The organism is Nonomuraea sp. NPDC049684 (assembly GCF_044465345.1).
Taxonomy (GTDB): Bacteria; Actinomycetota; Actinomycetes; order Streptosporangiales; family Streptosporangiaceae; genus Nonomuraea.
Map to the genome: position 1 here is coordinate 424903 of NZ_JBITLO010000002.1, position 14735 is coordinate 439637.

A 14735-nucleotide genomic window follows, 5' to 3' on the forward strand; every position below is an offset into this window, starting at 1 on the left:
CCCGGGAGGCCGGACGTGGCCCGTGGGAGGGATCTTGGGGCTACGATCTCCCCCGTAGCCCCTTTCGTCCGGAAGGCGTCGCGATGAGCGATCGTTCGCTGAACACCGATGTTCCGAGCCCCGCCCGTATCTACGACCTGTGGCTGGGCGGCAAGGACAACTACGAGATCGACCGGATGGTGAGCGAGCAGATCCTCGCCGCCGTGCCCGACCTGCCGGTGCTGGCCCGTACGAACAGGGAGTTCCTCGGCCGCGCGGTGCGGTACATGGCCGGGGAGGCGGGCATCCGGCAGTTCCTGGACATCGGCACCGGCATCCCCACGGCGGACAACACCCACCAGGTCGCCCAGGCGGTGGCCCCGGACAGTCACGTCGTGTACGTCGACAACGACCCCATGGTCCTGGCCCACGCGCGGGCGCTGCTGCGGGCCGCGCCCGCGGGGACGACCGCCTTCGTCGACGCCGACCTGCGCGAGCCCGGCAAGATCCTGGCCGCCGCCGCCGAGTACCTCGACTTCGACCGGCCGATCGGGCTGACCCTGCTCGGCGTCGTGGACTTCCTCCCCGACACCGGCCAGGCCCGTTCGATCATCGCCGAGCTGCTGGAGCCGATGGCCCCGGGCAGCCACCTGGCCATCTCCCACGGCGTGGTCGGCAGGCAGCTCGAAGAGGGCGTCCGCCACTGGAACGAGAGCGGCGGGGCGCCCATGACGCTGCGCAGCCTTGAGGAGGTCACGAGCTTCTTCGACGGGCTGGAGCTGCTGGAGCCGGGCGTCGTGCCGCTGCCGCGCTGGCGTCCCGTCCCCGAGACGCTGTACGCCGACCGCGAGGCCGTCTACTGCGCGGGCGTCGGCCGCAAGCGCTGACCGTCCCCCGCTTAGCGCCGGACCGGGCGATGCCGCCTTCCCGACCGGCGTACGCCGCCTGGCGGGCCCGCGTACCCTGAGTCCCCGATCGACTTCGCTGAGTGACGGGAGCGGGATGGACGACGGGTTCGGCGCGGGGCTGGGGAGCGAGCGGGACCGGTGCGCGCGGGATCCGTGCCCCTGGCCGCCGGGTCCGTTCACGACCGGGGACGCCAGGTGGTTCTTCGGGCGCGAGCGGGTCGTGTCCGAGCTGGTGGCGCTGCTCGGGGAGCCGCGCGCCGCCCACCCCGTGGTGCTGTCCGGGGCGGCGGGGGCGGGCAAGACGTCGGTGCTGGCCGCCGGGCTGGTGCCGGCCGTCCTGGCGGGCTCGCCCGCGGGGGCGACGGAGCGGGCTCGCGCCGGGGTGTTGTGGCGTACGCCCGGCTCGCCGGTCCGGGGCGGGGGGCGGCCGGTGGAGGAGTGCGCGCTACTGGTGGTCGACCGGTTCGAGGAGCTGTTCACGGCTCGGGCGGGGTCCGGGCGCACGGCGTACGTCGAGGAGCTGTGCGCGCTCGCGGCGGGCGGGCTGCCGGTGGTGATCGGGATGCGGGCCGGCTGTTACGAGCGGTGCCTGGGGTTTCCGCCGCTGGTCGAGGCGCTGCGGGTGCGGTCGCTGCCGCTCGGGCCGATGACCGGCGACGAGCTGCGCCGCGCGATCACCGAACCGGCCCGGGTGGCCGGGCTGTCCCTGGAGCCGGGGCTGGCCGAGACGATCCTGCACGACCTGGGCGTCCGCGACGACGCCCCGGCGGCGGCCGACGCGCTGCCCCGCCTGTCCCAGGCGATGCGCGCCACCTGGCACCGCCGCGACGGCGACACCCTCACCCACGCCGCCTACCGGGACGCCACCGCACCACCCCTCACCCCGGGCCCCGCGCTGCCCTCCTCCGACCGGGAGGAGCCCGCTGGGGCCGTCCTTGACCCCGAGCCGGCGGCTCCCTCCTCTGGCGGAAGGGCCGTGGACCGCTCGTCCGGCTCCGGCGTGGGCGCCAAGGGGTGTCCGGTCGGGCGGAGGGTGCGGGGGCTGGTCGTGGCGCTGGTGGTGCTCGTGGTGGTCGCCGGGGCGGGCGCGGGGCTGGCGTGGCAGAAGAGCGGCCGGGCGAGCGCCGCCCGGGTCACCGCGCTCGCCGAGCGGGCCGCCGTCCAGGCGCGGGCGCTGCGGGCCACGGACCCGGCGCTGGCGATGCAGGTGGCGGTGGCCGCCCAGGGCCTGGCCGACACCCCGGGCACCCGCGGCACGCTGCTCGACACCGCAGAGCCGTACGCCACCCGCCTGCGCTCGGCCGGCGACCGGCTGCGGGCCATCGCATACAGCCAGGACCACGCCCTGCTCGCGACCGGCGCCGACAACGGCGTGGTCGAGCTGTGGGACGCCACCGACTCGCGCCGCCGCACCCCGCTGGCCACCCTGCCGCGCGCCGCCGGGCCGGTCGGCGCGCTCGCCTTCCGGCCGTCCGGCGGGGACCGCGTCCTGCTCGCGGCCACCGGGCAGGGGGTCGAGGTGTGGAACGTCGTGGACCCCGCCCGCCCGCGGCACGTCGCCGCCCTGCCCGGCGCGGCGACGGCGGCGTTCACGCCGGACGGCCGCACGGTGCTCGCCGCCGCCGCGCACGGCGTCCGGCGCTGGCGGCTCGCCGGCCGCCCGGTCGCCCTGCCCCCGGTACGCGCCTCCGCCCAGGTCACCCGCTTCGCCGTCGGCGACGACACGGTGGTCACCGGCCACGACGACGGCAGCGTGCGCCTGTGGGACCCGGCGCGGCCCGCCGCCCCCGCGGACACGATCGCGACCGGCCTCCAGGACGGCCCCGCCGCGCTCGCGATCAGCCCCGACGGCGGCGCGCTGGCCTGGTCGGCGCCCGGCCGCGGCACCTGGCTCTGCCCCCTGCGCGCCCGCCGCTGCGCCCGGCCCGTCCGGTACGGCGACCCGGCCGGCGCCCTGGCCTTCAGCCCGGACGGCACCGTCCTGGCCGCCGCCGGCGACGACCGCGCGGTCCGGCTGTGGAGCGTGGACACCCGCGCGGAGGTCACCTCGTTCCCGCACCCCGACCGCGTGCTCGGCCTCGCCTTCACCGCCGACGGCCAGGCCCTGGCCACCGGTTCGGCGGCCGGCGCGTTCTACCAGTGGCGTCATCCGGTCCGCGTGCCCGACCCGGTGACCGGGCTGGTCCTGAGCCGGGACCGGACGCTCATGGCCACGACCGGCCCGCGCGGCGGCGCGCTGTGGGACGTCCGCGACCCCCGCCACCGCGTGCTGCTGTCGCGCTGGAACGTTCCAGCAGCCGCCGGTCCGGCGCTGAGCGGCGACGGCCGCCGCCTGGCCACCGTCGAGCGCGGCGTGGCCGTGACCGTGTGGGACATCCGCGACCCCTACCGCCCGGCCCGGCACGCCCGGCTGCCGGTGCGCGGCCTCGCGGTCGCCGCGCTCAGCCCCGACGGACGCGTCCTGGCCACCGGCGACCACGGCGGCCGGCTGCTGCTCTGGGACGTCACCGGGCCGCCCCGCCGCCTGGCCGCCCGCGACGGCTTCGGCGACGTCGGCGCGCTCGACTTCAGCCCCGGCGGCGGCCTGCTGGCCAGCGGCGGCGCCGACCGCGGCGTACGGCTGTGGGACGTGCGCCGCCACGCCCTCGACCAGGTCGCCCACCACGAGGAGCACGCCGACGCGGTGGCCGGCGTGCGCTTCGGCCCGAAGGGCGACGTGCTGGTCAGCACCGGCCACGACCGGACCGCGCGCGTCTGGCGGATCGCCGACCCGGGCCGCGCCCCCCGTCCGGCGGTCCTGCGCGGGCACGGCGACACCGTCCTGATCGCCGGGTTCAGCCCCGACGGCGCAGCCCTGGCCACCACGGACGCCTCCCGCACCACCCGCCTGTGGGACCTGCGCTCCCGCCGGCCGATCGCCGAGCTGTCCCACCGCGACCTCGGGACCGTCCTGTACGCCGACGACCACACCCTCGTCTCGGCCGCCGGGCACGACCTGCGGCTGTGGGACCTGCGGCCGGAGTCGGTGGCCGCGCGCGTCTGCGAGGCCGCCGGGATGCCGCTCACCCGGGCCGAGTGGCGGCGCTACTTCGACGACCTGCCCTACCGTCCGCCCTGCTCGTGACCTCCGGCAGGGCGGTGGCAGGACGCTGACAGAGATCCGGCAGCGGCTCCTGGCACGGTCCCCTCATGACGGACAAGACGGACGTGCTCATCGTCGGCGCCGGGCCCACCGGCCTCACCCTCGCCGTGGAGCTGGCCCGGCGCGGGATCGCCCATCGCGTCGTCGAGCGGGCGGCGGCGCCCTCGGCGGGCTCGAAGGGCAAGGGTCTCCAGCCGCGGACGCTGGAGATCTTCGACGACCTCGGGATCGTCGACCGGGTCCTGGCCGGGACGACGCCGTACCCGCCGATCCGGGTCAGGATCGGGCGGCTGCCGGTCTACCGGGGCCGCATGCACCGGCCGGTGGCGGCGAGCGAGCAGGTGCCGTACCCGATGGTGCGGATGCACCCGCAGTGGCGCACCGAGGCGGTGCTGCGGGAACGGCTGGCCGAGCTGGGCGGCGCGGTCGAGCACGGCGCCGAGCTGACGGGCTTCGCGCAGGACGCGCACGGCGTGACGGCCCGGCTCGGCACCGGGACGACGCTGCGGGCCCGCTACCTGGTCGCCGCCGACGGCGGCAGGAGCACGGTGCGCAAGGCGCTCGGCATCGGGTTCACCGGCCAGACCCGCGAGGAGGAGCGCATGGTCCTCGGGGACGTGCGCGTCGAGGGGCTGGACCGCGAGCACATCCACGCCTGGGTGCGTCCTGGCAGGGGGATGGTGGCTCTCCATCCCATGGCCGGCACCGACGCCTTCCAGTTCATGGCCCCGCTCAGGCCGGGCGCGACGCCGGACCTGACCCTGGCCGGCTTCCAGCGGATCTTCGCCGAACGCTCGATGCAGCGCGCGGTCCGCGTCACCGAGCTGCTGTGGTCCTCGCTCTACCGGGTCAACATCCGGCTGGCCGACGCCTACCGCGCCGGGCGGGTGCTGCTGGCCGGGGACGCCGCCCACGTGCACTCCCCGGCGGGCGGCCAGGGGCTCAACACCGGCGTCCAGGACGCCTACAACCTGGGCTGGAAGCTCGCCCGCGCGCTGTCCGGCGGGCCGGCGTCGCTGCTGGACAGCTACGAGGAGGAGCGCCGCCCGGTCGCCGCCCGCGTGCTCGGCCTCAGCACGGACCTGCACGACCGGAAGTCGTACAAACGGGACGAGGAGACCTACCAGCTCCGGGTCGGCTACCGGGGCGGCTCGCTGGCCCGCGCGGGCGGCGAGCGGGTGCCCGACGGGCCGCTGCGGCTGGCCGACGGCTCCCGGGCGCGCCTGTTCGACCTGCTGCGCGGCCCGCACTTCACGCTGCTGTCGCCGGACCCCGCGCCCCGCGTGCCGGGCGGGCCGCAGGTGCGGGCGTACGCGCCGGCCGAGCCGTACGGCGGGGTGCGGTACACGCTCGTGCGCCCGGACGGCCACGTCGGGATCGCCACGGACTCCGCCGCCGAGCTGGTCCACTACCTGACCCTGGTGTGAGGCCCCCTCTGTAGTGAGCCTGTAGTGGATCTCTTGCGCCCCCGCACATCCTGGATCTCAGCGGGCGCCACCCGTGCGCCCCGAGCAACCAGGGAGATCCTCATGGTCAAGACCGCTCGCCGTTACGCCAAGTACGCCGTCAGCGCCCTGTCCACCGCCATCTTCGTGCTGAACGGCTGATCACCCTCGCGTGCACCCCCGGGGGACCGGGTCTCCCGGGGGGCCACCCCCACGAGCGGAAGGACGAGGCGTGTTCGGCACCGCGGTACGCCAGCTCGGTTATGCCTGGTCGATGATGTCGGGCCGCAGGTTCCGCCTGCGGGACGTGAACGCGCTGGCCGACGACATGCGCGTGACCCTGGAGACGTTCGGGTCCCCGGGCGAGGGCGCCGACGACATGCTCGCGGGCAGCGACCCCGAGCTCCAGGAGGACCTGACCCGGCGGCGGCTGCGGCGCACGGTCCGCCACGCGGCCGCCGAGAGCCCCTACTACCGGCGCTGGTTCGGGACGAACGGCGTGGACCCCGGCTCGATCACGCCCGCGACGCTGTCCGCGATCCCGCCCACGTCCAAGGCCGACCTGCGCGGCATGCCCGCCGCCTTCGTCTCCGACCGCGCCCGCCCGGTCGTGCTCGCGCACACGACGGGGACGACCGGGACGCCGACCATGGTGTGGTTCTCGGCGTACGAGATCGAGCTGATGTCCTCGATGTCGGCGCTGGCGCTGATGCTCGCCGGCAACCTGCGCTCCGCCGACCTGTGGGCCAGCGCGATCAGCTCGCGGTCCATCGCCCAGATCCTCACCGAGCGGGCCGTCACGCGGACCGGGGCCGCGTTCGTGCACCTGGGCGCCGTCGATCCGGCCGTCGCGCTCGACCGGCTGGCCACCCCGATGCACGTACCGGGCAAACACCCGCAGATCACCCAGCTCAACGTGACCGCCTCCTACCTGGCGGCGCTGGTCCAGGAGGCCGAGCGGGGCGGCTGGCAGGCCGGCGACTTCGGCCTGCGCACGATCTGGTCCGGCGGCGAGGTGCTGACCGACGCGCTGCGCGTGCGCGCCGAGCACACGTTCGGCGCGCAGGTCCGCGACGGCTACTCCATGACCGAGATCGCCCCCGTGGGCGGCCGGGTCTGCGCGGACGGCCACCTGCACCTGCCGGCCGACCAGGGGCTGGTCGAGATCCTCGACCCCGTCACCCTGCGGCCCGCCGAACCGGGGGCCGTCGGCACGATCGTGGTCACCCCGTACTCCAGCTACCGCGACACCACCCTGCTGCTCCGGTACGTCACCGGCGACCTGGTCAGGGTCCTGCGCGCGGACGAGCAGCCGTCGTGCGCGCTGGCCGCGCTGCCCGCGACCTCGCGCGTGCTCGGGCGGGTCTCCCCCGGCGGGCTCACCACGCGCGACATCCTGGACGTTCTCCAGGCCGAGCACGCGCTGCCGCTGCCCACCCGCTGGTCGCTGGAGGGCTCCCTGCTGTACGTCGTGGCCGGCAAGTCCGACGCGGGGCTGCTCGGCCGCCTGGAGGAGCGGGCGCACGGGCTGCCCCTGGACGGCATCGTCCTGGTCGAGACCGCCGACGACCTGCCCGCCCCCTGCCGGCTCCGCGCCGACCTGCTGGAGCTCAGCTTCGAGCGAGGACTGTGATGACCCCGTACGTGCCGGCGCTGTACGCGCTCGTCGCCCTGACCGTCGCGCTGACCGCCGCCTACCTGGGCCGCTACGTCATGGCCAGGCCGCCGGTCGGCCGGATGGCGGGCTCCGACATCGCGGTCATGGTCGCCGCGCTGGTGGTGATGCCGTTCGCGTACCTGCACCTGCCGACCGGCGTCGTGGTGTCGGTCTTCGGGCTGGTGGTGCTGACGCTGGGGCAGCTCACGCTCGCGCCCGTGCTGGGCGGCCGGTGGGCGACGGCGGCGGTGCTGCTGATGTGCGCCGCCGACGTGGCGGTCTACCTCGCCGGATGGCCGGCGGGGGTGCTGGCGGTCAACGACGTGCTGCTGATGCTGCTCGTCGTCGGCGCGGTGAACCTGTGGGTGCAGGCGGCGGTCACGCCCGGCCAGGTGGCCGCGCTGGCGGTGGCGCTCACCGGCTACGACACGCTGGCCACCGGGCTGTCCTCGCTGACCCTCGACTTCGTGCAGCGCATGCAGGGGCTGCCGTTCGCTCCCGTGCTGGCCACCTCCTACGGCGAGAACCCGTCACTGATCGGCCTCGGGGACTGCCTGATGCTGTCGCTCTGGCCGGCGGTGGCGGTCCGGGCGTACGGGAAGGCGGCGGCGTGGTGGGCCGCGGGGCTGGAGGCGGTGCTGCTGGCGGCCTCCATCGCCGTCGTGCTGGGCGGCGGGCGGCCGATCCCGCTGCTGACCGCGCTCGGCCCGCTGATCCTCGTCCAGTGGCTGTACTGGCGGCGGTGGCTGGCCCGGCGCACGCCCGCGCCGGTCCGGCCCGCGGTGAACCGGGCGCTGGACGTCCCGGCCGGCGCGCCGGAGGGAGTGTGGGCCGCGCTGGACGACGGTGGCGCGCTCGTCGGCGAGGGCGCCACCCCGGGCCAGGCCCGCCGCGAGGCCCGCCTGGCGGGCGCGCCCGGCACCCCGGTCGTGCGCTTGCTCCAGGACTGACCGCCCGGTCGGGAGGCTCGGGGCTGAGCAGAAGGCCCGCGCCCGGTCCGGGGGCGGTCAAGAGGCTCGGGGCCGAGCAGAAGGCCCGCGCCCGGTCCGGGGGCGGGGGTCACGGTTCGTCGTGGGGCTGGTTCTTCAGGCAGGCGGCGACCTGGCGGCCCTCCGGGGTGTCGCCGAACAGGGTCAGGGCGTGCCGCCAGGCGGCGGCCGCCTCCTCGTGCCGTCCGAGGCGGGCGTGGGCGCGGCCCATCTCCGTGAGCGTGCGGGCCCGCCACACCTGCGGGCCGTCGCGGCCGAGCCGGTCCAGCGTGGCGGCCAGGTGCCGCAGCGCCTCGCGCGGGTCGCCCTGGCGCAGCCGGACGACGCCCAGCGCGTGCCCGCTCAGCGCCTCGCCCAGGACGTCGCCGCACTCCACGAACAGCCGCAGGCTCGCCGCCAGCGTCTCGGCCGCCTCCTCGAACCGGCCGAGCGCGCCCAGCGCCTCGCCGAGCCTGCGCAGCACCTTGCTCATCTCGACCCGGTCGCCGACGGCCTGGGCGGTCAGCAGGCTCTCGCGGTAGCACGCGACCGCCTCGGCCGTCTCGCCCGCCTGGTAGCAGGCGGTGCCGAGGGCGCGCAGCAGGTTGCCGCGGGTGCCGTGGTCGTCCTCGCCGGTCTCGGCCAGCCGGGCACGGGCGATCTTGACGGCCTGGTCGTACTCGCCGCGTTCGATGTGGATCCAGATCGGCCACGTCCAGGCGTAGGCCAGGCCGGCGGCGTCGTCGTGCGCGGCCAGCAGCTCGATCGCCGCGTACGCGTCGGCCAGCGCCTCGTCCAGCCGGCCCGACCCGTGGCGGTCGGCGGCCCGGCTGATCAGCGCGTACGCGGCCCCATGGCGGTCGCCGACCCGCTCGAAGGCGGCCAGCAGCTCCCCGCACGCCTCGTCGGCGGCCGGGTAGCGGCCCCGCTCGATGTCCATGTTGACCAGCAGCAGCCTGGACCGCAGGGCCGTGCGCTCGTCGCCCGCCGCGGTCGCCGCCGCGATCACCGCCTGCTGGACGCGTTCGGCGTCGGCCAGGAAGCGTTCCATCGTCAGGTAGCCGGTCAGGTGGTGGGCCAGCTCGGCGGCGGTGGCGACCTGCCCAAGCTCGGCGGCGGCGGTGACGGCGAGCACCAGCGTGCGCCGCTCGGCCGACAACCACACCATGCCGGCCGTCGTGCCGGCCGTCGTGCCCGGGCCGGGCTCGCCGCGCTCGTAGGGCGGGGACAGCGGGATGGGCAGCCCGCGGGTGGCGGCCCTGGTCCTGCGGAGGCTTTCCAGCGCGAGCCGGGTCAGCGCGGCGTGCCGCTGCCCGGCGGGCTCCTCGGCCTCGGCGCGCTCCCTGGCGTAGACGCGCAGCAGGTCGTGCAGCCGGTAGCGGGGCTGACCGGCGGCGTCGATCTCGGTGGAGGTGAGCATGCCGCGCGCGACCAGCGTCTCCAGGACGGCGTCGGCCTCCCGCGCGGACAGGCCGAGCAGGGCGGCGGTGGTCCACTCGGCGACGCTGTCCAGCCCGGACAGCCCGAGCAGGCGGAAGGCGTGCCTGGCCCACTCCGGCAGCGCCGCGTAGCCGGGCTCGAACGTCGCCCGCACGTCGAGGCCGCCGACGACCAGCTCGTCCAGGTCGTGCCCGGCCAGGCGGGTGGCCAGCTCGCGGACCGGCCAGACCGGGCGGATGGCCAGACGGGCCCCGGCGACCCTGAGCGCCAGCGGCAGCCGGCCGCAGGAGCGCAGGATCTCCTCGGCGGCGTCCGGCGCGGCGCCGATCCGGTCGCGCCCGGCCACGCGTTCGAGCAGCAGCCGGGCGTCCCGCTCGCCGGGCAGGTCGAGCGGGAGCCGGACGGCGCCCTCCAGCGCGGGCAGCGGCGAGCGGGAGGTCACCAGGACGGCGCCGCGCGGCGTGCCCGGCAGCAGGTGGCGGAGCTGCGCCTCGTCCACGGCGTCGTCGAGCACGACCAGCACCGCCTGGTCGGCCAGCCGCTGGCGGAGCAGCCCGGCGCGCTGCTCGGCCGAGGCGGGGATCATGGCGCCGTCCAGGCCGAGTGAGCGCAGCAGCACGTCGAGCAGCTCGGCGGGGTCGCGCGGGCCGCGGGCGTCCTGGCCGAGCCGGACGAAGAGCTGGCCGCTCGGGTAGTCGGCGCGCAGCAGGTGGGCGAGGTGCACGGCGAGCGTGGTCTTGCCGATGCCCGGCAGCCCCGACAGGATCGCGATCGGCGGGCTGAGCCGGTCCGGCCGCGCCCGTAACAGCGACAGCAGCTCGGCGATCTCCGGCTCCCGGCCGACGAAGTCGGCGGTGTCGGCGGGAAGCTGGCACAACGCCTGGAGCGGGCCGCCCGCCTCGGTCGCCACCGGCCGCCGGTCGAGGTCGGGGGCGCCGGCGAGCAGCGCGGCGTGCAGGCGGCGCAGCTCCGGGCCGGGTTCCAGGCCAAGCTCGGCGACCAGCAGCTCGCGGGCCTCGCGGAACGCCTCCAGCGCCTCGTCCCGCCGCCCGCCGCGGTGCAGGGCGACCACGAGCTGCTCCCACAGCCGCTCGCGCAGCGGGTGGGCGGCGATGAGGGCGCGCAGCTCGGCGACGACGTCGTCCTGGGCGTCCCGGCCGGCGAGTCGGACGTCGATCCACTCCGACCGGGCGACCGCCAGGCGCTCCTCCAGTTCGAGGAGCCGGGGGGCCATCGCACCGGTGAGCGGCACGTCCTCGGCGGGCGCGCCGCGCCACAGGGCGACGGCCCCGGCGTAGGCGCGCTCGGCCGCGGCCAGGTCGCCCGCCGCCCGCTCGCGCCGGGCCAGCCGCAGGGTGTCCTCGAACACCAGCAGGTCCAGGCTGCCCGGCGGGACCTCGCAGACGTAGCCCGAGCCCTCGGTGCGCACCAGCAGGCCGCTGCCCTCCAGGGACCGCCGGAGCTGGTGGACGTAGGTCTGGACGTTGGCCAGGGCCGAGCGCGGCGGGTCGTCCCAGACGGCGGAGATCAGGCGCTCCCTGGAGACCGTCGCGCCCGGATGGAGCAGCAGGACGCCGAGCACGGCCCGCTGCTTGCGGCTCAGGCGCACCCGCCCGCCGGGGCCGTTGACCCGGAGCGTGCCGAGGATCGCGAAGTCCACCGTGCCTCCCTCGTGGCCGAACGGAAAGATCGGCTTTCCGGTCGGCAGTACATCCCCCGCGACGGCGTTTTGACAATCCCGGGTGAGGGACCCTGACCCGGTCCCGCGCGCGTCAGCCGCAGACGGGCCGGTAGGGCAGCGCGGGCACGTACGTCCGCCACTCGCGCTCGGTCAGCGCCCGCCCGGCGCGCGCGCAGACCGTCCTCGCCACCAGCTCGGCGGCGGCCGGGACGCGCCCGATGGTCCCTCCGGCGTCCACCGTCAGGACGTGCGAGCCGTCGGGCGTGAAGGCGATCGACAGCAGCTCGCCCTCGTCACGGTCGAGGCCGCCGCCCGGGTCGGCGGACAGGCCGAGGTCGCCGCCCGTCCTCGGGTCGATCAGGCGGACGCGGCCCTGCCCCGCGTTGACCGCGACGAGGTCCTCGACCGGCGAGTACGCCGGCGTGCCGATGACGGGGAAGCCCTCGGTCGCCTCGGTCAGCCGCCGGCCGCCCGCGTCCCAGGTGCTCAGCCGGCCGCGCGAGTCGAACACGGCCAGCCCGTCCCCCGCGTGGGTGAATCTCACCCACGAGCCCAGGACGTCCCTGCCGAAGACGCTGAACGGCGAGCCCGCCACCCGGCCGTCGGCCGCCCGCAACACGCGCACGTCCAGGCCGGTCACCGCCAGCCGCCCCCCGTCGGGCGCGAACGCCAGGTCCACGACCTGGCTCAGGGGCGTGCTCCACAGGCGGCGGCGCGCCCGCCAGTCCCACAGCTCGACGGCGTCCTCGCCGGTTCCCGGGCCGTCGAGCACGAGCGCGAGCCGGCCGCCGTCCGGGCTGAAGCGGACGAGCTCGGGCTGCGCCCGCCCCGCGCCGGCGGCGAACCCGCCCGCGGGCTGCCTGGTCGCGGTGTCCAGCACGCTGACGTCATGGCTCGACAGCAGCGCGAGGCTCCGGCCGTCGCGGCTGAAGGCGAGCGCGTGCGCGGCGGGCAGGCGGCCGGACGTCCCGCCCCCGACCTGGCGGAGCGCGCCGTCCACGACGAGGTGCAGGCCGTCCTCGCCGAGGTCGGCCCGCTCGTGCGGCGGGCCCTCGACCGGCTCGTTGACCAGGTCGGCGACGTCCACGGCGAACACCTGGTCGCCGACGAGGTAGCGGAAGGTCGTGCCGTCGAAGGCGGCGGCCGGGCGGGCGCCGGCGTCCACGTCCCCGCGCACCGGGACGGCGCTCAGCAGGTGGCTGTCGGGCAGCCGCCAGAACTGGACGGTGGCGTCGGTGACGGTGGCCAGCAGCCGGCCCGCCTGGTCGAAGACGGGATCGCCCTTGTTCCAGCCGCCTTCCGTGCCCTCGCCGACCTCCTCGGTCCAGCCCTCCTGCCGGTGCCTCAGGGTCAGGGTCCCGTCGCCGGACGTGGCCAGCCACCGGCCGTCGGGGCTCAGCGTGCCGCGCCGGGCGGCGGGGTCGGTGACGTTCCACTGCCGGCTGTCGCCCGGCTTGACGATCACCTTCCGGCCCTCGTGCCGGCGGACGACGTCCTGCCAGCCCTCGATCAGGTCCCTGGTCCGGTTCGCCGGCCAGGCGCCGACCGGGCGGCCGGTGGCGGCGTCCCAGGCGCGGGCGCGACGCGTGGTGGCGGCGACCAGCGTGCGGCCCGACGGGGACAGCCCGATGTCGGACACCGGGTCGCGGCCGAGGCCCAGGCCGGAGATCAGCGTGACGCGCCGGCCCGTGCGCAGGTCCCACAGCCGCGCCTGGTCCTGGCCGACGCTGAGCAGCGCGCGGCCGTCGGCGCCCAGCGCCCGCAGGGTGCTGCGGGCGCTGGCCGGGTCGCGGAACATGCCGCGCTCGCGCTGCGCCAGCGCCGCGGTCAGCGCGGCCCTGGCCTGCGGCGTGGGCCGCAGCCGCCAGGCGGCCACGGCGAGCAGCCCGGCCAGCACCGGATCGCTGCGCCTGGCCGCCTCGGCGCGCGCGGCCAGGCGGGTGGACTCCGACGTCGTCAGGCGGTCCTGCAGCTCGTCGGCGCGGGCGGCGGCGAGCCTGCCCTGCTGGACCGCCAGGCCGCCCGTGACCAGCGCGACGACCAGCAGCCCCGCCAGGCTCAGCGTCAGCAGCCGGGCGCGGCGGACCCGGCGTCTGGCCAGCCGCGCCGACGAGTCCAGGAAGTCGCGCTCGGCCTGGGACAGCCTGATGTCGCGGCGGGCGGTCGCCGCCCAGCTTCGGGCCTCCTCCAGCATCGTGCCGTGGAACAGGCCGCCGTCCCTGCGGCCGCCCTCGTCCCAGCGGCGGACGGCGGCCAGGATCGGGCCGTGGACGGCCAGCCCCTCCCTGTTGGCCTCGATCCAGCGGCGCAGCCGCGGCCAGGCGTGCGGCAGGGCCGGACGGGCGAGCCAGACCTCCCGGCCGTCGCGGCCCAGCAGGTACGCGAACACCTCCAGGATCCTGGTGACCGCCGCCGTCTCGGCCGCGGGCCGGCCGGCCAGCAGCTCGTCCAGGGCGGCCTTCCGGGTGTCCAGCTCGCCCATGCCGTCGACGGTGAACAGGCGCAGGAACACCTCGGGCGCCAGCTCCCGCTCGGCGGGGGTCAGCAGCGTGTAGGAGTCCTCGGCCAGCGTGCCGAGCGCCGGGTCGGCGACGGTCCCGGCGACGGTCCCGGCGACGTGGGCGGCCTGTCGCCCGCGTTCGAGCAGCCGGGCGGTGTCGAGCCCGCTGTCCCCGCTGATCAGCGCGAGCAGCAGCCGGCGGGCCTCGGGACGCCGGCCGGGCTCCTTGCTCAGCGCCGCCGACACCAGCGGGCGCAGCGAGTCCGGCAGCGCGGCCAGGTCGGGCGTGGCCGACAACACGCGGTGCATCACCCCGCCCAGGCTCCCGGCCTCGAACGGGTCGGCGCCCGTGGCCGCGTACAGCACGACGCAGCCCCAGGCGAACACGTCCGCGGGCGCGCCGGCCCGCCGTCCGCCGAACACCTCGGGCGCCATGTACGTCGGCGTGCCGGTCACCAGGCCGGTCGCGGTCAGCGACATCTCGGCGGTCCGCGCGATGCCGAAGTCGATGACCCGCGGGCCGTCCGGGCCGAGCAGCACGTTGTCCGGTTTGAGGTCGCGGTGCACCACGCCGGCCTCGTGGATGGCGGTGAGCGCCGTCGCCACCGCCGTGGCCAGGCGGTGCAGGTCGCCGCCGCGGAAGCGGCGTCCGCCGGCGACCGCCTGGCGCAGGCTCGGCCCGGCGACGTACTCGCTGACGATGTGCGGGCGCGGGCCGTCCAGCTCGGCGGCGAGCACGCGGGCCGTGCAGAACGAGGCGACCCGCCGCGCCACCTCGGCCTCCCTGGCCAGCCGTCCTGCCCCGTCGCCGTGCAGCACCTTGATCGCTACCCGGGCGCCGTCCTCGGCGTAGGCCTCGTAGACGACGCCCTGACCGCCGGCGCCCAGCCGTCCGGCGAGCCAGTAGCCGCCCAGGCGTTGCGGGTCGTCGGGGGTCAACGCGTTCACGGCTGGTTGGATGCGATGATCGCCGGCAAAGTTGCGGGCGATTTTCCCCGGCCCGTCGGTGCTTGAC

The 14735-nt window shown here is 76.8% G+C and carries 8 protein-coding genes; 6 read left to right on the forward strand and 2 right to left on the reverse strand.

The features are described 5' to 3' along the window. The first annotated feature begins 83 nt into the window (after positions 1-83). The 6 genes from ACIBST_RS07765 to ACIBST_RS07790 all read left to right on the forward strand — a co-directional run bounded on the left by ACIBST_RS07765 (position 84) and on the right by ACIBST_RS07790 (position 8081). Entirely contained in the window at positions 84-866 is a 783-nt protein-coding gene (locus ACIBST_RS07765; RefSeq protein WP_397169996.1) for an SAM-dependent methyltransferase, read from the forward strand. Positions 867-981: 115 nt separating this feature from the next. Further along, on the forward strand, positions 982-4011 hold the full coding sequence (locus ACIBST_RS07770; RefSeq protein WP_397169998.1) for a hypothetical protein: 3030 nt from the start codon (positions 982-984) through the stop codon (positions 4009-4011). A gap of 65 nt (positions 4012-4076) precedes the next feature. After that, a complete protein-coding gene (locus ACIBST_RS07775) occupies positions 4077-5456 on the forward strand; it encodes an FAD-dependent monooxygenase (RefSeq protein WP_397170000.1) in 1380 nt (459 codons plus the stop codon). 33 nt (positions 5457-5489) lie between these two features. Continuing rightward, positions 5490-5636, forward strand: a complete 147-nt coding sequence (locus tag ACIBST_RS07780; RefSeq protein WP_397170002.1) for a hypothetical protein — start codon at positions 5490-5492, stop codon at positions 5634-5636. A 70-nt stretch (positions 5637-5706) separates the two neighbouring features. Further along, positions 5707-7107 (forward strand): phenylacetate--CoA ligase family protein, encoded by a 1401-nt coding sequence (locus tag ACIBST_RS07785; RefSeq protein WP_397170004.1) that lies wholly within the window; start codon positions 5707-5709, stop codon positions 7105-7107. After that, complete coding sequence (locus ACIBST_RS07790) at positions 7107-8081, forward strand: hypothetical protein (RefSeq protein ID WP_397170006.1); 975 nt, start codon at positions 7107-7109, stop codon at positions 8079-8081. The genes ACIBST_RS07785 and ACIBST_RS07790 overlap by 1 nt, the downstream gene beginning before the upstream one ends. Before the next feature lie 109 nt (positions 8082-8190). Here ACIBST_RS07790 and ACIBST_RS07795 read toward each other — a convergent pair whose 3' ends face one another. Both ACIBST_RS07795 and ACIBST_RS07800 read right to left on the reverse strand, forming a co-directional pair. Then, positions 8191-11199 (reverse strand): AfsR/SARP family transcriptional regulator, encoded by a 3009-nt coding sequence (locus ACIBST_RS07795; RefSeq protein ID WP_397170007.1) that lies wholly within the window; start codon positions 11197-11199, stop codon positions 8191-8193. Positions 11200-11311: 112 nt separating this feature from the next. Next, a complete protein-coding gene (locus ACIBST_RS07800) occupies positions 11312-14668 on the reverse strand; it encodes a WD40 repeat domain-containing serine/threonine protein kinase (protein ID WP_397170009.1) in 3357 nt (1118 codons plus the stop codon). Between the last annotated feature and the right edge of the window lie 67 nt (positions 14669-14735).